We start from the raw sequence: 23,446 nt of genomic DNA, 5'->3' as shown, positions 1-23,446 counted from the left end.
TGCGGCGCCGCGTCCCCATCCTGAGGCATCGACAGGGCTTGATACAAGCAATAGTTAATCTAATTTCCAAAAGGCTCGTACGCGGTTCCGTCCGACCACCGGAGCACGGGCCCGGCCTCGACCGCGACCGGCCGCTCGGCCACGATCACCACGCGCCGCCCCGGCCACCACGGCCCGGCCGAGTTGGCGGCGGCGTACGCGGCCAGCCGCTGCGGCAGCTCGCCCAGCGGATGGCCGGTGGCCGCCACCGTCTCGACCAGCCGGGTCGCCATGTCGAGCCACGGGGCCAGGCTCTGCCCGGGCAGGTGGTGGTAGCGGTCGTTCGGCTCGGCCGGGGGCGGCACTCCCGGGCCCAGGCGTGGCCGCGGACGGGGCAGGTGCCGGGCCGCCTCCTCCAGGGCTGCGCGGGCGCGCAGCGGGTCGGTCGCCATGACCGCGTTCCGGCCGGTGAGTTCGAGATGGTTGTTCACGTCGATCGGGATGGTCGGCCGGGCGCACGTCACCTCGGCCACGCCCAGCAGCGTCCGCAGCTCCCTCGTCATGCGGAGGGCCGGGTCCCGGAGCGGGGGATCGCCGTCATAGAGCGGCGCGGCCAACCGGCGCAGCATGACCGCGGTGTACGGCGAGTCGGCCCACACAATCGTCGCGGGCTCGGCCAGTCCGTCGAGCCGGTAACAGGCCCTGATTCCCGCCTCCGCCGTTTCCCGGTCGGCCGGCGCCGTCCGCCAGGCCCACTCGAGCCACCGCGGGTCGGCCCGTACGGGGACCTCGGCCAGGATCTCGGCCGCCGTCTCCACCTTCGTGAGCCAGGCCGGCGCGGCCGGTGGCGCCTCCCACGGACGCCAGGCCAGGGCGGCCTCCCAGTGCCGGGAAGCTTGCGGCGGGCGACCGGGCCGCGACGCGATCGCCCGGGCCCGGTTCCGCATCGCCTCGTCCGGGTGCAGCAGCCCGGCGCCGAGCACGTCCAGCCCGGCCGCGGCGACGCGCCGTTCCAGCGCGTCCGGATCGGGTGGCCCGTCGGCCCGCCACGCGCGGTCGTCCACGCCGGGTGCGAGCTGGGCCCGGACCGACGCGCGGAGGTCGGCGTCGGACTGCAGCCGATCCAAATGCCACTCGCGCAGCGCCACCTCGGCCCCGGGTTCCTGACCCGGGATCGGCCGCAGCTTGCCCGTCCGCAGCCACACCGCGTGCAGAACCCGGTAGTACAGGCCCTGCGGCGGCAGGCCGGGCGAGCCGCGGCGGTCGTCGCGGAACAGGTAGCCCTGGTGCTCCACCTTGATGGGCGGGTGCGTCTGCTGATACCAAGCCTCGACCAGCGCCTCCAGCCGCGGCTCGTCGGCGCCGCAGGCGTTGCCGATGGCCTCCAGGGGCGCGGTGGTCGGCGGCAGGGCGGCGCCCGACAGGTATTGCCGCAGCTGCCACGGGGTGAGGCGGGCGCGCAGGGCCACCCCGAGCAGCCCGCGCTGCCCGACCAGCTGGGTCAGGAGGGTCCCGACCGTATCCACATCGGTCAGTTTAGGGAGCGCGCCAGTTCCGCGTTGCGGGCCGCGAATTCGGACCATTCCGGCGGCGTACGGGCGAGGAAGCGCTTCGCGGCGGCCGGTGCGCACGCCCGCTGCTCCCACCGGTCGAGCCGTCCGGCGCGCACCTGGAACTTCACGAGCACCCCGTCGGCGTACCCATAGATCTCGGCGTCGGAACCGGGCGTCAGCATCGTGACCTTCTGCTCGGCCACGATCCACTCGACCGCCTCGATCTCTTGCTGGATGCGGCCGGCCAGCTCGAACGCCGTGTTCGCCGAGGCCCGGTCGCGCCACCGGGCCAACTCATCTCGTACGTGGGAAAGCGCCGCGACCTCACGCCGCAGCACGGCCGTCAGACGCGCCGAGATCGCGTCGCGGTCCTCGGGGCGCACGCCGCGCAGGCGGGCCAGATCGCGCAACCCGCCGTCCAGCCGGTCGCCCGTGTAGCGCAACGGCAGCACCCGCTCGAGCCCCGACACCGCCAGCCGGGCCTGCGTGCCACCCAGGTACGGACCGAAATCGGCCACCACGCCGGGCCGCCAGTGCACGAGCTCGATCTTCGACGGCGACATGCGGATGCAGAACGGCGCCTCCATGCCGCCGCGGATCCGGTTCCACCGCGGCTTCGAGCGCTCGAGCAGGTTGCGTTCGAGCCAGGCCGCCTCGTGCACCGAGTCGCAGGCCACCGCCTCGACCCGTGCCACCTGGGGAACCATGCGCCGCAGATGCCGCCGGTCGCGCAGATCGCCCCAGTAGGAGGCGACCCGGCTGCGCAGATGCGTCGCCCGTCCGACGTAGAGCACGCGGCCGCCGGCGTCGCGGAACCGGTAGACGCCCGGCGCGGCCGGCAGGTTCTTCATGGCCGCAGACTACTCAGATGTAGGCGCCGATCGGGGGAGCCTCCTCCTGGCGGCTGAGGATCGCCTCGAGAAGCCGGCGCCGGGCCTCGGTGTCGTCGCCGGTGGGAGGCCAGTGGACGTACAGGTACGGCTTGAGGAAGATCGGCAGCGCCTTCGTCACGTCGGCCGACCACACCAGCGGCAGGTATTTGAGCTGCTCGTTCTTGGCGCCGATGTCCTCCTGGATCTGCTTGATCTCGTAGGCCAGGCCGCCGTCGAGGTCGTCGGCCCTTTTCGCGTACGCCTCGGTGCAGACCAGCACGACCCGGTCGGCCTGCGTGATCTCGTTCTGCATCCACTGCTGCAGGTTCATGCCGACCATCAGGTGCCAGATGTCGAGGCGCGCGTTGACGCCGCTGGCCCGCAGGAAGGCGCCGAGGTCACGCACCCACGTCTTCACCGCGGGCGTGTCGGCGGTGTAGCTGATGAAGACCCGCACCGGTTCCGCCGAGGTGTGCACCCGCTGCGCTTCTCGATCACGGGCGTCGGGCAGGGCTTTCCGTACGGCAGGGGAGGGCTGGTCCGAGGCCGGGAGCCCGTCGCGGTGGCGCACCAGGTCGTCGTACGTCTCACGGGCCAGCACGAAGATCCGGAGCGTGGCCTCCCGCGAGGCGGTGGCCAGGAAGCCGGCGGTGAGCCGGTCGAGCACGTCCTCCGGCGCCAGATGGCCGGCTCCGGTACCGAGCAGCGGCGCCGCGATCTTCTGCGGGTAGGGCGCCTCGGTCGTGGCCTCGCCCAGGCGGCGGCCGATCTTCTCGATCATGCGCAGGTCACTGCCGCCGCCCTTGACCGAGGTCGCCCAGGCCACCTGCTGGGCGAGGTTCTGGGCGCCGTCGAACCGGCTGATCTTGACCGTGCCCAGCTGGGCCGGGGTGGGCCAGGCGATGTCGTGTTCCCGCAGCCGCTGCGCCACGAACCTTGTCGCGCTGCCGACCGTCGAGCAGGGCAGGACGATGAGGTCGCACGGCCGCGTGAACATGTCGCCGTGCACCAGTTGAACGCTGCCCATGTCGACCTCCCGAGGCAGCATCCAAGCCGCTCGGCGGTCGCCGAAGCAAGTTACTGTCGTTGATCCGCTGGCGGCGGCGCGGCGCTCTCGCGTTCGATCAGCGCCGTCGGGATCAGGACCGTGCCCGGTCGCAGGGTGTGCCGGTTGATCTGCTCGAGCAGGCCCTGGACGCAGCGCCGGCCGATCTCGGCCCAGTCCTGGTGGATCGTGGTCAGCGGGGGCGTGAACGAGCCGGCGTCGGGGATGTCGTCGAAGCCGACCACGCTGACGTCCTCGGGCACGCGGCGGCCGGCCTCGTGCAGGGCGCGCAGCACGCCCAGGGCCATCTGGTCGTTGGCCGCGAAGATCGCCGTGCATTCGGGCCTGGCGGCCAGCTTGAGCCCGGCGCGATAGCCCGACTCGGCCGACCAGTCGCCGTGCTCGCACGGGGGCACCGGGCGGCCGGCCTCTTCCAGCACCTCTTGCCAGGCCTGGGCCCGGCGGGCACTGGAGAACGACTCGTCCGGGCCGGTGACGTGCCAGACCGTCTCGTGACCGAGCTTGAGCAGGTGGCGGACCGCCTGGCGAGCGCCCTCGGCCTGGTCGGCGTCGACGACCGGGTAGCGGTCGCCGGCGTCGGAGTCGACCACCACGACCGGCACGCCCGGCGGCAGCGTCAGGTCGGCCGCGTCGAGCAGGTGCACTTCCATGATCACGACGATGCCGTCGACGGCCAGCTCGCCGAGGCGGGTGAAGGCGCCGAGCACCCCGTCCTGGGTCGGCACGGCGACCGGGATGAGCGTGATCGCGTAGCCCTCGCGGGCGGCGTGCGCGGCGATCGCCTCGACCGTGCGGCTGTTGCCGGTGGTCGCGAGTGTGAACAAGATGACACCAATCGTGCGAAATTCCCCGCGTTTCAACGCACGCGCGGCACTATTGGGTCGATAGCCAAGTTGTTGCATCGCGTTCAGTACCTCGCGACGCGTCGACTCGAGCACGCCGGGATGACCGGTCGAGACCCGGCTGACCGTCTGGGCGGACACCCCAGCTAGACGCGCCACGTCGGCCATCGAGACGCCGCGACGACGGTTGCTTGACGTTCGCTGCACTCGGTGAAACTATCACCCGCATGTTTACGCAAACATCACAGCAGTGAACTGAAAGAAACATTGTCGAACGGCTCGCGGCGCGTCATGTTTGCGTAAACATCAGGGTGATCCGGGCAGGACGGCCCTCCGGGCAGGACGGGATGAGGCAGATGGCAGTTCCAATCGCGGCAGCGCCGCCGGCGACCAGGCGCGTGCGGCGCTCCTACCGGGGCTGGCAGTTCGTCGGCCCCTTCATGATCGTCTTCGCCCTCGTCTTCCTGGCCCCGATCGTCTACGCCATCTACCTGAGCCTGTACCGCAACCGGCTCATCGGCGGCAACGCGTTCGTCGGCCTCGACAACTACACCCAGGCGCTGCAGGACCCGCAGTTCTGGTCGGGCGTCGGCCGGGTCGGGCTGTTCCTGGTCGTCCAGGTGCCGATCATGCTGTTCCTGGCCCTGCTGGTCGCCCTCGCCCTGGACAGCGGCCGCCTCTACGGCAAGAGCTTCTTCCGGGTGTCGATCTTCCTGCCGTACGCGGTGCCGGCCGTCGTGGCCGCGCTCATGTGGGGCTTCATCTACGGCTCGCAGTTCGGCCTGATCGGCAACCTGAACGACGCGCTCGGCATCACGCTGCCCGACCCGCTCAAGCCCAGCCTCATCCTGGCCTCGATCGGCAACATCTCGACCTGGCAGTTCGTCGGCTACAACATGCTGATCTTCTATTCGGCCCTGCAGGTCGTGCCGAAGTCGCTCTACGAGTCGGCCGCCATCGACGGCGCCGGCCAGGTGCGGATCATCCGCTCGATCAAGCTGCCGGCCATCCGGGGCGCGCTCGTCATCGCCACGATCTTCTCGATCATCGGCAGCTTCCAGCTGTTCAACGAGCCGGCCATCCTGCGCAACCTGGCTCCGAACGCGATCACCACGTACTTCACGCCGAACTTCTACGCCTACTCCCTGACCTTCTCGGGCCAGCAGATCAACTACTCCGCGGCCGTCGCGGTCGTGATGGCGCTGATCACCATGGTCGTCGCCTATGTGGTGCAGCTGCGCGGGACGAAGGACCTCTGATGACAACGACGACTCCCGCGCGGACCGAAACCCGTACGTCGAAGCCGGTGACCCTGTCCTCGAAGAAGCCGCGCCGCAAGGGCAGCGTGCTGCTGACCGTGCTCACCGCGATCATGGCCGTCTACTCGCTGTTCCCGCTGGCCTGGTTGCTGATCAACTCGACCAAGAGCCAGGAGGGGCTGTTCTCGTCGTTCGGCCTGTGGTTCGACGACGGCAAGTTCGCGTTCTTCAGCAACATCGCCGACACGTTCACCTACAACGACGGCATCTTCCTGCGCTGGCTCGGCAACACCGCCCTGTACGTGCTGGTCGGCGCGGGCGGGGCGACGTTCCTGGCTCTGCTGGCGGGCTACGGGCTGGCCAAGTTCGACTTCGTGGGCAAGAAGGCGGTCTTCGCGATCGTCATCGGCGCCGTGGCCGTGCCGCCGACCGCGCTGGCCGTCCCGACGTTCCTCATGTTCAGCAAGATGGGCCTCACCAACACCCCGTGGGCCGTGATCATCCCGTCCCTGATCTCGCCGTTCGGCCTGTACCTGATGTGGACCTTCGCTGCCCAGGCGGTGCCGACCGAGATGCTCGAGGCGGCCCGGGTCGACGGGGCCGGCGAGTTCCGCACGCTGTTCCGCCTCAGCGTGCCGCTGCTCATGCCCGGCATCATCACGACCCTGCTCTTCACCATGGTCGCGACGATGAACAACTACTTCCTGCCGCTGATCATGCTCAAGAACCCGGACTGGTACCCGCTGACCGTCGGCCTCAACTCGTGGAACGCGCAGGCCGCGACCGCTGGTGGCGAGGCCGTCTTCAACCTGGTCATCACCGGTTCGCTCATCACCGTCGTCCTGCTCCTCGCAGCGTTCCTCTCGCTGCAGCGCTACTGGCAGTCCGGCCTGGCCGCCGGCTCCGTCAAGGAATAACCACCGAAAGGACCCGCCTCACATGTCCCGATTCATCAAGGTGGCGGCCGCTGCGTCGGCTGCCGTCCTGGCCCTGGCCGCCTGTGGCGGCGGCGGGGACGACTCGTCGTCCTCCGGCTCCTCCGGCGGCGGCGCGACCGTCACCGACGCTCAGGTCGAGGACGCCCTGCAGAAGGGCGGCACCCTGACCGTGTGGGCCTGGGAGCCCACCCTCAAGGACGTCGTCACGAAGTTCCAGGCCAAGTACCCGAACGTCAAGGTCGACCTGGTCAACGCCGGCACCGGCGACAAGCAGTACACCGCCCTGCAGAACGCGATCGCGGCCGGCAAGGGTGTGCCGGACGTCGGTCAGATCGAGTACTACGCGCTGCCGCAGTTCGCGATCGGCAAGGCGCTGACCAACCTCAACTCGTACGGCGCCGAGTCCCTCAAGGCCGACTTCAACCCCGGCCCGTGGAACTCGGTCAACAACAGCGGCGGCGTCTACGGCCTGCCCATGGACTCGGGTCCGATGGCGCTGTACTACAACAAGGAAGTCTTCGACAAGTACAAGATCGAGGTCCCCAAGACCTGGACCGAGTACCTGGAGGCCGCGCGCAAGCTGCACAAGGCCGACCCGAAGGTCTACATCACCAACGACACCGGCGACGCGGGCCTGACGACCAGCCTCATCTGGCAGGCCGGCGGCAAGCCGTACCAGGTCGACGGCACCAACGTCACGATCAACTTCCAGGACGCGGGCTCGCAGGAGTTCGTCAAGGTGTGGCAGACGCTGATCAGCGAGAAGCTGCTCGCCCCGATCAGCTCCTGGAGCGACCAGTGGTTCCAGGGCATGGGCAACGGCTCGATCGCCACCGTCGCCACCGGCGCCTGGATGCCGGCCAACTTCGTGACCAGCGCCCCGGCCGGTAAGGGCAAGTGGCGCGCGGCCGAGCTGCCCCAGTGGCAGGCCGGTCAGAACGCCAGCGCCGAGAACGGCGGCAGCGCCCTCTCGATCATGGACAAGGGCGCCAACAAGGAGCTGGCCTACGGCTTCCTGAAGTACGCCAACGACGGTGACGGCGTGCAGATCCGCGTCGACGGCGGCGCCTTCCCGGCCACCAGCAAGACCCTGGCCGACCCGAAGTGGCTGGGCGACGAGTTCGAGTACTTCGGCGGCCAGAAGGCCAACGAGATCTTCGCCAAGTCGGCCCAGAACGTCGTCACCGGCTGGTCGTACCTGCCGTTCCAGGTCTACTCGAACAGCGTCTTCAACGACACCGCGGGCAAGGCCTACGTCTCCAACACCACGCTCGCCGACGGGCTGAAGGCCTGGCAGGACCAGAGCGCCAAGTACGGCAACGAGCAGGGCTTCACCGTCAAGTAACTAGCTCCACTGGGAGATTTCGTGTCACACCCCCGTTGGTTGCGCCGGTCGGGAGACCCCCGGATCGAGTACGGCGCGGACTACAACCCCGAGCAGTGGCCCCGTGAGACGTGGGACGAGGACGTTCGCGCGATGCGCGAGGCCGGCGTCACCGTCGTCTCGCTCGCCATCTTCTCGTGGGCGCGCCTCGAAACGGCCGAAGGCGAGTACGACTTCGGCTGGCTCGACGAGGCGATCGACCTGTTGCACGCCAACGGGATCTCGGTCGATCTGGCCACGGCGACGGCCTCGCCGCCGCCGTGGCTGACCACCGCCTACCCTTCCGTCCTGCCGGTGGACGTTCGCGGTAACACGATCTGGCCCGGCGGCCGTCAGCAGTGGCGGCCCACCTCGCCGATCTTCCGTTCCCACGCGTTGCGGTTGGTCAGGACGATGGCCGAGCGCTACGGCAACCACCCGGCCGTGGTGGCCTGGCACGTCAGCAACGAGCTGGGCTGCCACAACGTGTACGACTTCTCGGACGACGCGGCGGCGGCGTTCCGCACCTGGCTGCGGGCCCGCTACGCGTCGATCGACGAGCTCAACGAGGCGTGGGGCACGGCGTTCTGGTCGCAGTGGTACACCGACTTCGAGCAGATCCTGCCCCCGCGGCAGGCGGCCACCCACCCCAACCCGACCCAGCAGCTGGACTTCAAGCGGTTCTCGTCGGACGCGCTCAAGGACTACCTGCGGGCCGAGCGTGACCTGCTGCGCGAGATCACCCCGGACATCCCGGTGACCACCAACTTCATGGTCATGGGCGAGACCAAAGGCATGGACTACGCCGACTGGGCGGGCGAGGTCGACTTCGTCAGCAACGACCACTACCGGCTGCCCGGCCGGCAGACCCTGGACGAGCTGTCGTTCTCGGCCAACCTCACCGGCAACCTGGCCGGCGGCAAGCCGTGGTTCCTCATGGAGCACTCGACGTCGGCCGTGAACTGGCAGCCGATCAACCTGGCCAAGAAGCCGGGCGAGCTCGAGCGCGACTCGCTCACCCATGTGGCGCACGGCGCCGACGCGGTCTGCTACTTCCAGTGGCGGCAGTCGCGGGCGGGCGCCGAGAAGTACCACTCGGCCATGTACCCGCACGCCGGCACCGACAGCCGGCTGTTCCGCGACGTCGTGGGGCTCGGCGAGACGCTGCGCTCGCTGGCCGACCTCGCCGGCACCCCGCGCACGCCGGCCAAGGCGGCCATCCTGTTCGACTGGACCTCGTGGTGGGCCGTCGAGCAGGACTCGCACCCGACCGAGAAGCTGCGCTACCGCCAGGAGGCCCTGGACTGGTACACGGCGTTCCTCGAGCTGGGCGTCCGGGCCGACGTGGTTCCGGCCGGGGCGTCGCTCGACGGGTACGACGTCGTGGTGGCCCCCATCCTGCATGTGGTGCCCGCCTCGCTGGGTGCGCAGCTCACCTCGTACGTGGAAAACGGCGGCCACCTGGTGAGCACCTACTTCTCCGGGATCGTCGACGAGAACGACCACATCTGGCTCGGCGGCTACCCGGGCGCGCTGCGCGACCTGCTCGGCATCCGGATCGAGGAGTTCGGGCCGCTGCTGGAGGGCGACACGGCCGAACTCGACAACGGGCTGACCGGCACGCTGTGGACCGACCGCATCTCGGCCACGGACGAGGAAACGGCGGTTCTCGCCACGTACAAGACGGGCGACCAGGCGGGCCGCCCGGCGATCACCCGGCGTCCGGTGGGCGACGGCTCGGCCGCGTACGTGTCGACCCGCCTCGGCCCCGACGGTCTCGTGCCGGTGCTGGGCGAGCTGCTGGCCCGGGCCGGCGTGAGCTCCGACCTGCCCGAGGAGCTGCGCGGCAAGGTCGAACTGGCCGTGCGTGGCGCCTTCACCTTCGTGATCAACCGCACCGAGGAACCGGTCGATCTCGCCGCTCTGGGCGAGGCCGGCCGCACTCTCACCGCCAGGGGAGTGGCGGTGCTCCGCGCCTGAGTCCCAGCCAGGCGCGTGAGGCAGCCCGGTGGCGATCCGTTCGCCGCCGGGCTGCCTCGTATCGTCTTGAGGGTGCTGCCCTTCACCGAGCCCGCGAGCGTGGCCGAGGCGGAGCTGATCCAGGACTCGCTGCGGTCGCGGCTGGTCATCCCGGCGTCGGCTGTCGAGCTTCCGCGTACGGTGGTCGGGCTCGACGTCACCTATGGGGAGCCGTCGGTGGCGGCGGCCGTCGTGGTCGAGGTGGCGACCCTGGAGGTCGTCGAGGTGGCCACCTTCGCCGGCGAGGCCCGTTTCCCGTACGTGCCGGGTCTGCTGGCCTTTCGCGAGGTTCCCCTGTTGCTGGCCGCGATCGAGCGCCTGTCCACGCCGCCGTCGTTGCTGATCTGCGACGGCTACGGGCTGGCCCATCCACGGCGGTTCGGGCTGGCTTGCCACCTGGGCGTCCTGCTCGACCTTCCCTCGTACGGCGTGGCGAAGACCGCCTTCGTCGGGAGCTCAGACCCGCCGGGCCCCGCGCGGGGCGACGCGGCCGACCTGGTGGATGCCGGCGAGATCGTCGGGCGGGTGGTGCGTACGCAATCGGGGGTGAAACCCGTCTACGTGTCGGCCGGCCATCGCATCGGGCTGGACGACTGCAGCGACCTGACGCTGCGGCTCAGCGGCCGCTACCGCATCCCCGAACCGACCCGCCAGGCCGACATCCTGTCGCGCAGCGTCCTGCGCTCGTTGTGACCGCTCAGCCGAGCCGGACCCGATGGGCCTCGGTCACGTCCGGCGCCTCCCACTTGCCGATCAGCCGGCCGATGACCGCCTCCGGCACCGACGCCTCGCGGCCCGAGTTCTGCTGCCGCAGGGCGTCCGGGCCGACCTCCAGCGCCACGATCTCGACCCGCGCGTGGTAGGCCGCGCCCAGCCCGATGCAGAGCTCCCGATGCTGGCGCGAGATGTTGGTGGCGTTCCAGACGAAGTCGCGGCGGGCGCGCAGTTGCACGCGGGCCTCCTCGTGCGCGGCGGCGGCCACGGCCCGCTGACCGTCGGTCGGCTTGATGCCCAGGCGGGTGCGGATCGCGTCCAGGCTGATCACCGGGCGGTCGCCGGCGTACGTGTCGGCCCAGGTGTCCTTGCCCGCGCCGGGCAGGCCGGACAGCACGGTCATGGTGAGCCGGGTGTCGTCGTACGCCGCATACCCCGGATCCCTTCCCGGCGTACGGAAATACTGGAACCGGGCGTGGTCGGAGGCGAACGGCCACGGCTGATCGAGCACGCCGAGGCCGGCGCAGTACTCGCGGAACAGCTCGATGTTCTCGAGCACCTCGTCCCGGTCGCCGCAGATCCGGCCGGTGATGTCGGCGTCGGCCAGCATCGCCAGATCACGGTTGCTGGCCAGCAGGCTCACCCGCAGCACGATCTGCTCCAGGTCGTTCCGCTCCAACGCCCAGAACGGCACCTGGTGGTGCCGAACGAGCGCGGCCACGTGCTCGCGCCAGGCCCGCGGGGCGTCGAGCTCCCACAGGATCCGGCGCACGGCCAGATCGCCGCGGCGGGAGTGGCCGTGCGCCGTGATGCGGCCGTCGGGATCGGTGCGCGTGCAGTCCGGCTTGGCCACGTCGTGCAGCAGCACCGCCGCGAACAGCCGCACCCGGTCGCCGGCCGGCAGCTCGCGCCAGGAAGGCTGGGCGGCCAGCGCCTCGGCGGCCATCCGGGTGTGCGTGGCGACGTCGCCCTCGGCGTGGTGCACCGCGTCCTGCGGCACCCCGCGCAGGCGCCGGATCCAGGCGAACTCGCCCTCGATGCGCGACCACGGAACCGTCCAGGACGGCCCGGACGGGCACAGCTCGGCGAACACAGTCCAGTCAGATCGCATACATCACCGCCGGGTCGGCCAGGCCGTTGGGCACGATCGGGCGGTCGGCCCAGTGCTCGCCGGACTCCAGGATCGCCTGCGAGAAACCGGCCCGCACCCACTTGTAGCGGCCGGTCACCCGCCCGTCCGACTCGGCCTTGACGTACAGGCCCTCCATGTCGTCGCTGGGGTCGGTCGGCGGAACGCGCACGCCCGCCTTGGCCGCGGCCGCGCTCAGCGACTCGCGCCAGGCCGGTGTGCGTACGGTCGAGGGCGCGATCAGCCCGGTCAGCTCGCCGATCGTCGCGAAGGCTCCGGACCGCAGCACCGGCACGCTGACAACAGGAGTGCCGGCCAGCATCGTCTGCCGCGACGGCGTGTCCAGGAACGTGCCGTTCTCACGGTCGAGGATGTCGAACTCGCAGAAGTAGTGCGGCAGAGCGTCGTAGAAGACCGTGTGCTTGGCGTACAGCCACTCGCCGTAGAGCACGAACCGCGCGCCGAGGATCGGCCACAGCAGGGGCGCGACCAGGTTCGCCCACGACTTGAGCGGCGCGAACTGGCGCTCGCGGGGCCCGCCGGACAGGAAGTGCCCCCGCGACTGCAGCCGCAGCTTGCCGTCGCCGGTGAAGCTGATGGCCGCGTTGGCGCCGTCCAGCTTCTCCTCGACGACCAGGTGCCGGCCCTGCACCTCGGCGAACGGCACCTGCGACAGGTCTTCGTCGCCCGGTTGCAGGCGGGAGCCGGCCAGATGCGGCGTCCGGGGGTACTTGCTGATCACCCGCTGTTTGTACCGGCGTGCGACGGCCCGGGGCTACTTAATTCTGCTGGCCAACGGCTTCGAGCGTTGGGCGACCAGGTCGGCGTACGTGCCGTCGCGCTCGGCCCAGCGATGCATGAGCACGCCCTTGACCAGGATCTCGTGCGGCGTGGGCTGCTCGGACAGCAAGCCGGTCACCTCGTCGAGGAAGTCGTCGAGGGGCAGCGCGTTCGAATTCGCCTGCGTTGTCGCCACGGCGGGCGGAACCAGCTCGGCCACTTCGATGCCGGTGCCGTCGAGCTGGGCGCGAAGAGCTTCCGAGTACGCGTGGACGGCGGCCTTGGAGGCGGCGTACGTCGGCATGAGGGGGAAGGGCAGGAAGCCGATGCCCGACGAGACCGTGATGATGGCGCCGTTGCCGCGCCCGATCAGGTGCGCGGTGAAGGCGTCGATGACCCGGATCGTGCCGAGCACGTTCGTCGAGATGGTGGTCTCGGCCGCGGCGAAGTGGGCCGGGTCGCGCAGATCCTCGGTCAGCATGACGCCGGCCATCGTGACCACGACGTCCAGGCCGGGGTGGTCGGCGAGCACCTGATCCCGGGCCTTTTCGACCGACTGGGGATCGGTGACGTCGACCTCGACGGTGGTGAGGCCGTCGATCGGGCCGGTGCGGCGCCCGCCGACGACGACGGTGCTGCCGGCGGCCGCGAAGCGCCGGGCCAGCCCGAGCCCGATGCCCGACGTGCCGCCGGCGATGAAGACAGTGCGATTCGTGATGTCCATGCCGTTGATCGTCAACCCGGACCGGCGCCACTGGGCAGGCCCTGCTGGGACCCCCTCTCCGGACAGCGTCCACGACTACCGTGATCCTGGTGAGTGCCGACGACGCGTCCAACCGGCTCGGGGCGTACCTGCGAGCCCGGCGCGAACTGGTCACGCCGGAACGGGCGGGCATCCCGGCCGGCGCCAACCGCCGGGTCAAAGGCCTGCGCCGCGAAGAGGTGGCGCTGCTGGCCGGCATCAGCCCCGACTACTACCTGAGGCTGGAACGAGGACGCGACCGGAACCCGTCCCCGCAGGTCCTCGAGGCGCTGGCCCGGGTGCTCGAACTGGACGACGTCGAACGCGACTACCTGCTCGGCCTGACCGCGGCCCGCCCCCGCCCCCGCCGCCCACCGCAAAGGGTGCCGGCCCGGCTGCGTCACCTCTTGGCGGCGGTCGAGGTGCCGGCGTTCATCGAGGGCCGGTCGTTCGACGTGCTGGCCTCCAACCCGCTGGCAGTCGCACTGTCACCACGCCTGCGGCCGGGCGAGAACCGGCTGCGCTCGCTGCTGCTGGACCCCGAGGAGCGGGCCTTCCACCAGAACTGGGAGGCGGCGACGGCCGGGTTCGTGGCCGCCTTCAGAAAAACTGCCGGCGACGGCGCCAACGACGCTCGAATGGTCGAGCTGGTCGGCGAGCTGTCGCTGGCCAGCGAACGCTTCCGGCGGCTGTGGGCCCGGCACGACGTCCGCGAACTGGAGGGCGGCTCGATCACGGTCAACCATCCGGTGGTGGGGGCGCTGCGGCTGAACCGGGACAAGCTGCCGGTGGGCGAGGTTCTGCTGGTGCTCTACTACCCGGACGAAGGCAGCGGAAGCGCCGAGAAGCTGCGCTTGCTGGCGTCGCTCGCCGTTTAATGTGTCGCGCGGTGTCGGGTCCGCGGTGGCTCGTTCGTGGAACAGGTGAGAGGCGGCCGGCCGAGGCCGCCGGGGCAAAGGAGTCATGGCATGACGCGGTACCTGATCACGTTCGACGACGGCGGCATGGACCACATCAAGCCCGAAGACCTGGGCGAGGTGGGCCAGACCGCCCACGCCGTGATCGACGAGGCCGTGACCGCAGGAGTCTTCGTCTTCGGCGCCGGCCTCGAAAGCCAAAGGGCGAGCATCGTCGCCACCGACGGCCTGGTAACCGACGGCCCATACCCGGAAACCAAGGAGGTCATCGGCGGCCTGGTAGTCGTAGACGTGCCTTCGCGCGACGAGGCGCTGAAGTGGGCAGCCAAGATCGCCGCCGCCTGCCAGTGCCCCCAAGAAGTGCGCGAACTGCTGCCAGACCCAGAGATGGAAGCAATACTCCGCCGCGCCGAAGGCTGACAGCCACACTCTGGCTTGGAAAACGCGACAGACCGGCCTCGTCTTACGGGGGTGCTCGGTCGCTGGAGGTCGCCATCGCGGACTGCTCGAAGATCACTCTGAACTCTGCGTTGGCCGAGCCAAGATCGGACATCCACCGCTGGTTCGCGCGCACCGTGGACCGGAAAGCCGTCGGGCCGGTAAGCCGTTGTATCGCCGTGCCGTTTAGCGCCGAGCCATTGTGTCTAGGAAACCTTGACGGCGGGTTGGGTGTTCAGACGCGTTGATCTGACACAAGGGCAGACAAAAAGGAGGCACTTCGCTCAGTTTTCGGAACTTAGTCTCCTGGTGCAGCCAAGGAGGCGCGAATGGACACGCTGGTCGGCTTTGACCTGAATGACGACGGAGCTGTGGTGATCGAGGTGGACAGCCGCGACGCTGGAGTTGTGCCGATCGGTATCGAGCCCGGGACGGTAGCCCGGCGAGCTGAAAGATCCCTGGCCGAGTCGCTCGACCGAGTGGTGGCGGCAGCGACGATTGCGATCCGAAAGCTCGGCGAAATCCCCCAGCATCCCGACGAAACTCAGCTGACGTTCGGCGTCAAATTTTCCGCTGATCTGGGCGCAATCATTGCCAAAACTACTGGCGAGGCCACGTTTCAGGTGGCAGTCAAGTGGGTGCGGCCCACGTCGAGGTAGAGGAAGGTTACAGTGCGATCGGCGATCGTCCAGGTATTACGCCGCGGGGACCAGGCTGTGGTCGGCGCCGGGGTACTCTGCGAAGGCGGGCTGATATTCACGTGCGCGCATGTGGTCGCCTACGCACTCGGCCACCGGGGGCAGGTTGCACGTCCCAACGCCAGCATCGCCATCCGCTTCCCGTTCAGGGACTCACCACATAGCGGCAGCATGGCCGCGGATGTGGTCGGCTGGATACCGGGTGACGGTACATCTGGAGGCGACATCGCGATTTTGGAGTCGCCGAACGTTGGCAGCGACGACTGGGCATCCATCGGCGTGCATCGCTTCGGGTCTGAGGTGGCCGCCCTTGGCTTTCCCCATGACGGCTCGGGTGGCGGAGTGGGGCAATGGGTGTCTGGGACTGTGGGAGAAGTTCGCACGGACAACTACGTGCAGGTTGAGGGACGCAATCTTGCCGCATATTGGTTTCGGCCTGGCTTCAGCGGGACCCCGGTTTGGGACACGCAACGAGCGGTTGCGGTTGGAATTGCGGCGGCAGCGGATAGCGATCCGCATCGACAGATTGCTTACCTGATACCCGCTGCTGCTCTTGTTCAAGCAGCGAAGACTTCGCAAAGTCAACCTCACGCGGTCGACGATCTTGTGGAAGCCTTCAATCCCGATCGGTTAGCGGAAGTCAAGCGGCACCGCACAGATACGTTCACCTCGTTGACTGTTGCACCCGGCGCATTCGAGGCGCTGGCGAATGAACTCGAGACTGGTGAGCTGGTGCGATTTCTAGCTACCGCGGCATCGGCGCTCACGCCGGGAGGGGACTTCGTGCCTTGGCTGATCGCGGCGTCCGACCGTCGCCTGCTGTATGTTTTCAAGATTCCCTTCGGGCGCCTGGTCATCCGTCATCACCGCTATCAGGACCTTCACCGAGTTACTTACAAGCCTCCTATCGGTGCCCACGGCGTCTATCCCATCCCGGAATCCCTTCGTCTCGTGCCTAAGGGTAAAAAGCCGGTCTGGTTGACGCACGTCTATCCGCGAAGAAACGGGCCTGCTATTGCCGAGTATGCGGCTCGGCGCATCACGCTCATGGCCTCCGGCGGCCTCTTCGCCAGGGAATCCTCTGCGTAGCTGATGGGAGCAATAAGCGTTGCACTGCGACATACCGCGGGCGGGTTACTGGAACAGCACCGCGATCATGGTGCCGATAAGTAAGACCACGTCGATTGCGACGCCCAAGCCGTCCGAGAAATGTTGCGCTGCTCGAGTTGGTCGAGCCGTGAGTGTGTACGACCCGAGTGGGTGAAAGTTGGAGGAAGGACCGCGCGGCGGCTGGGTGTGTGCCGTGAGCGGGGTCGCTGGCTGTGGTGGGCTTGTGATCAAAGGGCGTCGCTGGGTTGTGGGGAGGCGCAAGATCACAGGTTCTACACAATGCATTCAAAGCCGCCACCTGGGGCGTTCGCGCACGTTGTGCTGAAGCGAACGACGGCGCTTTGGGGGGCGGCATGGCACGACGCGTGTTTGTTCATATCGGGGCGCCCAAGACGGGTAGTACCTACGTCCAGAATGTGCTCTGGAACAACGTGGAGCCGTTGCAGCGTGCGGGCATCCTGCTGCCCGGCAAGTTTTCAGCGCACGACGAGGCTATGGCCGACCTGCGCGAACTGCCCTGGCACGCCACGCCGGCCTGGTCGTGGGATCGGCTCACGGCCAAGGCGGCGTCGTGGCCGGGGGACGTCGTGATCACCAACGAGGGGCTGGGCGCGGCCACCAGCGCGCAGGCGGCGCGGGCGGTGCGCAGCCTGCAGCCGGCCGAGGTGCACATCATCGTGGCGGCCCGGGACCTGTGGCGGACCTTTCCGTCGATGTGGCAGCAGAGCATCCGGGCGCGCAGCGTGTGGAGCTTCGACGACTTCATCGCGGCCGTGGAGCGGGGGCGGTTCGAGGACTTCTGGGAGCACTACACGGCCAACCGGATGCTGCGCCGGTGGGGCGACCTGGTGCCCGCCGAGAACCGGCACCTGATCACCGTGCCGGGGCCGGGCGCGCCGCGGGACACGTTGTGGCGGCGGTTCGCGGGGGTCATCGGCATCCCGGACGGCGTCTGCGACCTGACCGTGCCGATGGGCGTGAACACCTCGCTGGGCGCGGCCGAGGTCGAGGTGCTGCGCCGGGTCAACCAGGCGCTGGGCGACCGCTACCCGCACCGGGCGCCCTACCAGCGCGCGGTGCAACGGCACCTCGTCGACGCCGTACTCAAGAACCGCGAGAACCAGCTGCGCTTCGGCGTCGGACCGGAGCGCGCCGAGTGGGTCCTCGATCTGGCCGAGGAGCAGATCAAGGACCTCGACGACTACCCGTGCGAGGTGGTCGGCGACCTGGCCGAGCTGCGCCCGGTCGACCCCGAGCCGCAGCCCACACCGAGCCAGGTGCGCCACGACCAGCTGCTCGAGACGGCCATCGAGACCATCATCGGCATGATCAGCCACGCCGAGCAGTTGCACGGCCTGGTGCCCGAGCCCCGCGTGAGCCCGATCGAACGCTTCCGCCGCCGCGCCGCCGGCAAGGTCAAGCGCGGCATCCAGAAGATCAGAACCTAGAACGGGAACTGGGCGGCCTGGCTGCGCACGGTGATCCAGCGGGTCTCGGTGAAGGCCTCGATGTTGGCCTCGGCCCCGCCGAAGCGGGAACCGGTGCCGGACGCGGCCACGCCACCGAACGGCGCGTTGGCCTCGTCGTTGACCGTCTGGTCGTTGATGTGGACGATCCCGGTCGGGATGCGGTCGGCCAGTTCGACGCCGCGCATGGCGTCGCGGGTGACGATGCCCAGCGACAGGCCGTACTCCGACTCGCCGGCCAGGGCCACCGCCTCGTCCAGGCTGCCGAAGCGGGCCACCGGCGCGACCGGTCCGAAGATCTCTTCGGCGAAGGCGGGCGTCGACGCGGTCACGCCGGCCAGCACGGTCGGGCGGTAAAAGAGCTGGTCGAACTCGCCGCCGGCGGCCAGCCGCACGTCGCCGCCGACGCTTGAGGTGACCAGACCGTGGATCTTGTCGCGCTGGCCGGCGTCGATGACCGGGCCCAGCGCGACCTCGTCGCGGGCGGGGTCGCCGACCGGCAGCTTGGATGCCTTGTCGGCCAGCCGCTCCACGAAGTCGTCGTAGAGGCTTTCGTGTACGAGGTGACGGCCCGTGGTCATGCAGATCTGACCCTGGTGGAACCAGCTGCCCCACGCGGCCAGGTTGACCGCGGTGTCGACGTCGGCGTCCGACAGCACGACCAGGGCCGAGTTGCCGCCGAGTTCGAGGTGGGCCCGCTTGAGGTGGCTGCCGGCGAGCTCGCCCACGCGGCGGCCGGCCGTGGTGGAGCCGGTGAACGAGATGACCGGCACGCGCGGGTGGGTGACCACGGCCTCGCCGACGTCCCGGCCGCCCGGCAGCACCTGGAGCAGGCCGTCGGGCAGGCCCGCCTCCTGGAAGATGCGCGCCAGAACGAGGCCGCCGGTCACCGCCGTACGCGGATCGGGTTTGAGAAGCACGGCGTTGCCCAGGGCCAGGGCGGGGGCGACCGACCGGATGGCCAGGATGATGGGCACGTTGAACGGGGCGATCACGCCCACCACGCCGACCGGATAGCGCCGGGTCATCGACAGTCGCGGCTCGCCCGAGGGGATCAGCTCACCGTACGGGCGGCCGGGCAGCGACGCCGCCTCCCAGCACTCCTGCTCGGCGGTGTGCACCGAGAAGCCGGCCATGCCCGGGACGGCGCCGACCTCGCGGATGTTCCACCACGAAATTTCCTCAGCGTGCTCGGCCCAGAGCGAGGCGGCCCGGCGCAGCACGGCGGCCCGCTCGAAGTGCGGCTTGGCGGCCCACTCGCGCTGAGCTGCGGCTGCGGAATCGGCGGCCGCGGCCACGTCGTCCGGGGTGGCCAGGGCTACTCGGCCCAATACGCCGCCGGTGGCCGGCTCGATGACGTCGATGGTCTCGCCGCTGCCGGCTCGCCACCCGCCGTCGGTGAAGATCAGGTCGTGCCATCGGTTCTCGTCCAGGAGCGCCATGGCCGCGACTTTAAGCACGCGTTTCCCACCGATCAATACGGTGTTTCACATGTTCGAACGGTAGCCGAGTTGGTGCGAGATCTCGGCCGCCGTACGCAGCAAGGGTTCGGACAGTTTGGCCACCACCGCGTCGACCGAGGTGGTCCACGACGTCAGCTGCACCGCGAGGTTGATGGCCGCCACGACGTGCCCCGAGCGGTCGCGGATCGGCGCCGCCAGCGACCGCAACCCGGGTGCGAGCTCTTCGTCATTCACCGCGAGCCCGGCCTGACGCACCTGAGCTAGGGCCGAGACCAACTGCTCGCGTACGGTGATCGTCCGCGGCCCGCGCCGGGCCAGGTCCATGCGGTCGAGCAGCGGCCGCAGCGACACGGGATCCCGGTAGGCGAGCAGCACCTTGCCCATCGAGGTGCAGTACGCCGGCAGCCGCGACCCGACGTGCAGGTTCAGGTCGACGGCGAGCCCGGCCGGCCGCCGGCTGCGCCTTCGCTCGACGTACACGATGTCGGCGCCGTCGAGAACCGCCATGCTCGCCGCGCAGCCGGTCTCGTCGGACAGTGTCTGCAGATGAGCCGCGGCCACCCCGGTGATCTCCATCGAGCTGATCGCCGCGAACCCGAGGTCGACCACCCGCGGCCCCAGCGAGTACTTGCGGGTGTCCGGGTCCTGCTGCAGGAAGCCCAGCCCGGCCAGCGTCGCCACGTACCGGTGGGTGGTGCTGCGGTTGAGCTCGACCGCCCGGGACAGCTCGGCGATGCCGAGGACCGGGCCGTTCTCGATGAACTCGGTGAGGATGCGCAGCCCGCGCTCGAGCGACTGGGACGTCATTCCAAATATTCGAACACAGAAGTACGCTTCCGGCGTGACGGCCAAGGTCTCGCATCACATCGGCGGCGCCCCGGTGAGCGACGGCCGGTGGCATGCGGACCGTGACCCGTACACCGGCGATGTCATTGCCGAAGTCGCCTCGGGGGATGCCGACAACGCGCGGGCCGCGATCGAGGCGGCCCACGCCGCGTTCCCGGGATGGGCCGAGCTGCCGCCGGGCGAGCGGCAGAACGTGTTCCTGCGCGCAGCCGATGCCCTCGAAAACAGGCAGGACGAGGTGCTCGACCTCCTGAGGGCAGAGACCGGCTGCGGGCCGTACTTCGGGCGGGTGCAGCTGGATTTCTGCCTGTCCCTGCTTCGGCAGGCGGCCGGCCTGGCGCACGCGCCGACCGGGCAACTGCTGCCGAGCGACGTGCCGGGCACCCGGGCGCTCGCCGTGCGCCGGCCGGTCGGTGTGGTGGCGGCCATCGCCCCCTGGAACGCGGCGCTGAGCCTGGCCGGGCGGGCGGTCGTCGGGCCCCTGGCGCTGGGCAACACGGTGGTGCTCAAGCCGTCCGAGGAGTCCCCGATCACCGGGGGCGTGCTCTGGGCGGAGCTGTTCGCCGAGGCCGGGCTGCCGCCGGGCGCGGTCAACGTGGTCACGCACGCGCCGGGCGACGCCGGTGCGATCGCCGAGGAACTGGTGACCCATCCGCTCGTACGGCGTATCAGTTTCACCGGCTCGACGGTGACCGGACGACGCCTGGCCGAACTGGCGGCCCGGCACCTCAAGCGGCCGATCCTGCAGCTCAGCGGGCACAACGCGCTCATTGTGCGGGCCGACGCGGACCTCGATCTGGCCGTCAAAGCCGCCACCTACGGCGCGTTCGTGCACCAGGGCGAGATCTGCATGTGCGTCCGCCGCATCCTGGTCGAGGCGCCGGTGGCCGAGGAGTTCACCACCCGGTTCGTGGCGAATGTGGCCGCCCTGCCCGTGGGTGACCCGGGTGACCCGCGTACGGTGGTCGGGCCTTTGATCAACGAATGGGCGCTCAGCCTGGTCGCGCGGCGGGTCGACGAGGCGGTCGCGATGGGCGCCCGGCTGCTGACCGGTGGGGTGGCCGAACCGCCCTGCTACCGGCCCACGGTGCTGACCGGCGTGCCGGCCGACGCCGAGATCGCCTTCGAGGAGACGTTCGGGCCGGTCGCGCTGCTCGAGACGGTGGCCGGCGGCGACGAGGCGGTGGAGCGGGCCAACGCCTCGCGCTTCGGGCTCACCGCCGGCATCATCTCGGCCGACACGTACGGCAGCCTCGACCTCGCGCGGCGGCTCGACGTCGGCATCGTGCACCTCAACGACCAGACCGTCAACGACGAGCCGCAGATGCCGTTCGGCGGGGTCAAGGACAGCGGCTGGGGCCGGTTCGGGCTGCAGTTCGCGAGCGAGGACTTCACCGATCTTCAATGGATCACGATGCGCGACAAAAGCCGTGGTTATCCGTTCTGAACCTTGAGCGGCTCCGGCCCGTATCTCCACCGAGGCCACACGCTCGAACCGGGAGATCAGCTTTGCCGAAGATCCGTCGCCTGCTCGGCGGCCTGCTGACCGTGGCCGCGGCCGTGCTGATCGTGGCCGCGCTGGTCGTGCCCGACGCGGTGGCCCGGGCCAAGGAGGGCGCGTTCCTGCCGGGAGCTTTCCTGCGTCTGCCGATCGAGCTGATCCTCGCCGGCGCTGTCGTGCTCGCTCTTCCCGTCCGGTGGCGCAAGCCGTTCGCCGTCGTGGCCGGGCTCGGTATCGCCGCGCTGGTCGTTCTCAAAATCGCCAATGCGGGTTTCCGTACGGTCCTCGGCCGCAAATTCGACCCGGTGCTCGACACGCCGCTGCTCCGCGACGGGTACAACGCGCTCACCGAGACGGATGGGCGCACGTACGCGAACCTCGCGGTGATCGGTGCTGTCGTGCTGACGATCGGGCTGGTCGCCGCCTTGGTCCTGTCGGCGGTGCGCCTCGCCGGACTGAGCACGCGGCACGTGGTTCCGGCGCGCCGGGTGCTGGCCGGGCTGAGCGCGGCCTGGGTCGCCCTGGCGTTGAGCGGGCTGACGTTGTTCCCCAACGCGCCGGTGGCCTCGGACTCGGCCCTCACGCTGGCCAAGTCGACAGTGCGGCAGATCCCCGTCACGATCCGCGACGAGCGGCAGTTCGCTGCGGCTGTGAGCCATGACCCGTACGCGGGAACTGCCGCCCTTGACCTTGTCTCCGGTCTTCAGGGCAAAGACGTGATCATCGGCGTGGTCGAGAGCCTGGGACACAGCTCGCTGACCGACCCGGGCATGTCGGCCATCGTGAACCCAGCCCTGGCCGCGTCGAACGCGAAGCTGGAGAAGGCGGGGTTCCACGCGCGTACGGGCTGGCTGACGTCGTCGACCTACGGCGGTGGCAGCTGGCTGGCCCACGGCTCGTTCCAGTCCGGGCTGTGGATCACGTCGCAGCGGCGGTACGACGAGATGGTCAAGGGCGACCGGCTGACGCTGACCCGCGCCTTCAAGGACGCCGGGTGGCAGACCGCGGGCATGGAACCCGGCAACACCACCGACTGGCCGGAGGCCGGTTTCTACGGGTACGACAAGGTGTACGACTCGCGGAACATGGGCTACAAGGGGCCCGACTTCGGCTGGTCGCGGATGCCCGACCAGTTCGTGCTCGACAAGTTCCAGCGCGACGTGTACGCCAAGGCCACCAAGCCGCTGATGGCCGAGATCACGCTGACCTCGAGCCACGAGCCGTGGACGCACATCCCGTCGATGCTGCCGTGGAACGCGATCGGCGACGGCAAGGTGTACGAGGCGCAGGTGGCCGGGGCGCCGCCGCGCAGTGAGCTCTGGGCCGACCCGGTCAAGACCCAGGCCGCGTACGCGAAAACGCTCGCCTACTCCGTCGACAGCCTCACCTCGTGGGCGGCCGACCACGGCGACAAGAACACCGTCCTCATCATGTTCGGCGACCACCAGCCGATGTCGATCATCACGGGTCGCAACGCCAGCCACGACGTGCCGGTCTCGATCATCGCCAAGGATCCGGCGGTGCTCGACCGGATCGCGTCGTGGGGGTGGACCGACGGGCTCAAGCCGGCGGCGAACGGTCCGGTCTGGCGGATGGACGAGTTCCGGAACCGGTTCTTCGCGGCCTACGGCAGGTCGGACGGGGTGGCGCTGGGACCGCGCTGAAAGTCGTTGCTGAAAGTTCCTTGTGTCCACGCTGGACGTACTGCGAGGCTGACGGGCGGCTGATTTCGTACGACCCACGGGGGTCCC

21 protein-coding genes are annotated in these 23,446 nt (G+C 69.6%); 12 read left to right on the top strand and 9 right to left on the bottom strand.

Going from position 1 to position 23,446, the window contains the following annotated elements; genetic code table 11:
* Positions 1-59: 59 nt before the first annotated feature.
* The 4 genes from OWR29_RS23650 to OWR29_RS23635 are packed head-to-tail and all read right to left on the bottom strand — an operon-like array spanning position 60 to position 4,480.
* Positions 60-1,505, bottom strand: coding sequence for a hypothetical protein (locus OWR29_RS23650; protein WP_267565373.1), 1,446 nt, complete (start codon positions 1,503-1,505; stop codon positions 60-62).
* Positions 1,506-1,510: 5 nt separating this feature from the next.
* Positions 1,511-2,383 (bottom strand): GIY-YIG nuclease family protein, encoded by an 873-nt coding sequence (locus OWR29_RS23645; RefSeq protein ID WP_267565372.1) that lies wholly within the window; start codon positions 2,381-2,383, stop codon positions 1,511-1,513.
* Positions 2,384-2,396: 13 nt separating this feature from the next.
* Positions 2,397-3,431: a toll/interleukin-1 receptor domain-containing protein gene (locus OWR29_RS23640; RefSeq protein WP_267565371.1), complete on the bottom strand. Its 1,035-nt coding sequence runs from the start codon at positions 3,429-3,431 to the stop codon at positions 2,397-2,399.
* Positions 3,432-3,481: 50 nt separating this feature from the next.
* Complete coding sequence (locus tag OWR29_RS23635) at positions 3,482-4,480, bottom strand: LacI family DNA-binding transcriptional regulator (protein WP_267565633.1); 999 nt, start codon at positions 4,478-4,480, stop codon at positions 3,482-3,484.
* Positions 4,481-4,668: 188 nt separating this feature from the next.
* Between OWR29_RS23635 and OWR29_RS23630 the strand changes: the two genes are divergently transcribed.
* The 5 genes from OWR29_RS23630 (at position 4,669) to OWR29_RS23610 (ending at position 10,584) form a co-directional block, all read left to right on the top strand.
* Entirely contained in the window at positions 4,669-5,571 is a 903-nt protein-coding gene (locus tag OWR29_RS23630; RefSeq protein WP_267565370.1) for a carbohydrate ABC transporter permease, read from the top strand.
* A 113-nt stretch (positions 5,572-5,684) separates the two neighbouring features.
* On the top strand, positions 5,685-6,488 hold the full coding sequence (locus OWR29_RS23625) for a carbohydrate ABC transporter permease (RefSeq protein ID WP_324291269.1): 804 nt from the start codon (positions 5,685-5,687) through the stop codon (positions 6,486-6,488).
* 22 nt (positions 6,489-6,510) lie between these two features.
* A complete protein-coding gene (locus tag OWR29_RS23620; protein ID WP_267565368.1) occupies positions 6,511-7,854 on the top strand; it encodes an ABC transporter substrate-binding protein in 1,344 nt (447 codons plus the stop codon).
* Between the two features lie 21 nt (positions 7,855-7,875).
* On the top strand, positions 7,876-9,852 hold the full coding sequence (locus OWR29_RS23615; RefSeq protein ID WP_267565367.1) for a beta-galactosidase: 1,977 nt from the start codon (positions 7,876-7,878) through the stop codon (positions 9,850-9,852).
* 72 nt (positions 9,853-9,924) lie between these two features.
* Positions 9,925-10,584 carry an endonuclease V gene (locus OWR29_RS23610; protein ID WP_267565366.1) on the top strand — a complete coding sequence of 220 codons (660 nt, stop codon included), beginning with the start codon at positions 9,925-9,927 and terminating at the stop codon, positions 10,582-10,584.
* 4 nt (positions 10,585-10,588) lie between these two features.
* Here OWR29_RS23610 and OWR29_RS23605 read toward each other — a convergent pair whose 3' ends face one another.
* From OWR29_RS23605 to OWR29_RS23595, 3 genes are read right to left on the bottom strand one after another with little or no spacing between them, the layout of a single operon-like run.
* Complete coding sequence (locus OWR29_RS23605; RefSeq protein ID WP_267565365.1) at positions 10,589-11,716, bottom strand: AAA family ATPase; 1,128 nt, start codon at positions 11,714-11,716, stop codon at positions 10,589-10,591.
* A complete protein-coding gene (locus OWR29_RS23600) occupies positions 11,706-12,476 on the bottom strand; it encodes an RNA ligase family protein (protein WP_267565364.1) in 771 nt (256 codons plus the stop codon). The genes OWR29_RS23605 and OWR29_RS23600 overlap by 11 nt, the downstream gene beginning before the upstream one ends.
* A gap of 33 nt (positions 12,477-12,509) precedes the next feature.
* Positions 12,510-13,238: an SDR family oxidoreductase gene (locus tag OWR29_RS23595; protein WP_267565363.1), complete on the bottom strand. Its 729-nt coding sequence runs from the start codon at positions 13,236-13,238 to the stop codon at positions 12,510-12,512.
* An 89-nt stretch (positions 13,239-13,327) separates the two neighbouring features.
* On the opposite strand from OWR29_RS23595, the gene OWR29_RS23590 reads away from it, so the two are divergent.
* The 5 genes from OWR29_RS23590 to OWR29_RS23570 all read left to right on the top strand — a co-directional run bounded on the left by OWR29_RS23590 (position 13,328) and on the right by OWR29_RS23570 (position 17,867).
* Entirely contained in the window at positions 13,328-14,134 is an 807-nt protein-coding gene (locus tag OWR29_RS23590; protein ID WP_267565362.1) for a helix-turn-helix domain-containing protein, read from the top strand.
* 90 nt (positions 14,135-14,224) lie between these two features.
* Positions 14,225-14,593 carry a YciI family protein gene (locus tag OWR29_RS23585; protein WP_267565361.1) on the top strand — a complete coding sequence of 123 codons (369 nt, stop codon included), beginning with the start codon at positions 14,225-14,227 and terminating at the stop codon, positions 14,591-14,593.
* 347 nt (positions 14,594-14,940) lie between these two features.
* Positions 14,941-15,270, top strand: a complete 330-nt coding sequence (locus OWR29_RS23580) for a CU044_2847 family protein (protein WP_267565360.1) — start codon at positions 14,941-14,943, stop codon at positions 15,268-15,270.
* Between the two features lie 12 nt (positions 15,271-15,282).
* Positions 15,283-16,398 (top strand): S1 family peptidase, encoded by a 1,116-nt coding sequence (locus tag OWR29_RS23575; RefSeq protein WP_267565359.1) that lies wholly within the window; start codon positions 15,283-15,285, stop codon positions 16,396-16,398.
* A 374-nt stretch (positions 16,399-16,772) separates the two neighbouring features.
* Complete coding sequence (locus tag OWR29_RS23570; protein WP_267565358.1) at positions 16,773-17,867, top strand: hypothetical protein; 1,095 nt, start codon at positions 16,773-16,775, stop codon at positions 17,865-17,867.
* On the opposite strand, the gene OWR29_RS23565 is transcribed toward OWR29_RS23570, so the two are convergent.
* Together OWR29_RS23565 and OWR29_RS23560 are read right to left on the bottom strand one after the other, a co-directional pair.
* Positions 17,864-19,327 carry a benzaldehyde dehydrogenase gene (locus tag OWR29_RS23565; RefSeq protein WP_267565357.1) on the bottom strand — a complete coding sequence of 488 codons (1,464 nt, stop codon included), beginning with the start codon at positions 19,325-19,327 and terminating at the stop codon, positions 17,864-17,866. The genes OWR29_RS23570 and OWR29_RS23565 overlap by 4 nt on opposite strands.
* Positions 19,328-19,372: 45 nt before the next feature.
* Complete coding sequence (locus OWR29_RS23560) at positions 19,373-20,155, bottom strand: IclR family transcriptional regulator (RefSeq protein WP_267565356.1); 783 nt, start codon at positions 20,153-20,155, stop codon at positions 19,373-19,375.
* 34 nt (positions 20,156-20,189) lie between these two features.
* Here OWR29_RS23560 and OWR29_RS23555 point away from each other — a divergent pair, with 34 nt between their 5' ends.
* A complete protein-coding gene (locus OWR29_RS23555) occupies positions 20,190-21,641 on the top strand; it encodes an aldehyde dehydrogenase family protein (protein WP_267565355.1) in 1,452 nt (483 codons plus the stop codon).
* A 62-nt stretch (positions 21,642-21,703) separates the two neighbouring features.
* Entirely contained in the window at positions 21,704-23,359 is a 1,656-nt protein-coding gene (locus tag OWR29_RS23550) for a sulfatase-like hydrolase/transferase (protein ID WP_267565354.1), read from the top strand.
* The last annotated feature ends 87 nt before the right edge of the window (positions 23,360-23,446 follow it).

The organism is Paractinoplanes pyxinae (assembly GCF_026626335.1).
Taxonomy (GTDB): Bacteria; Actinomycetota; Actinomycetes; order Mycobacteriales; family Micromonosporaceae; genus Actinoplanes; species Actinoplanes pyxinae.
Note: the sequence above shows the minus strand (reverse complement) of the source record. Positions and strands in the feature narration are given on the sequence as shown.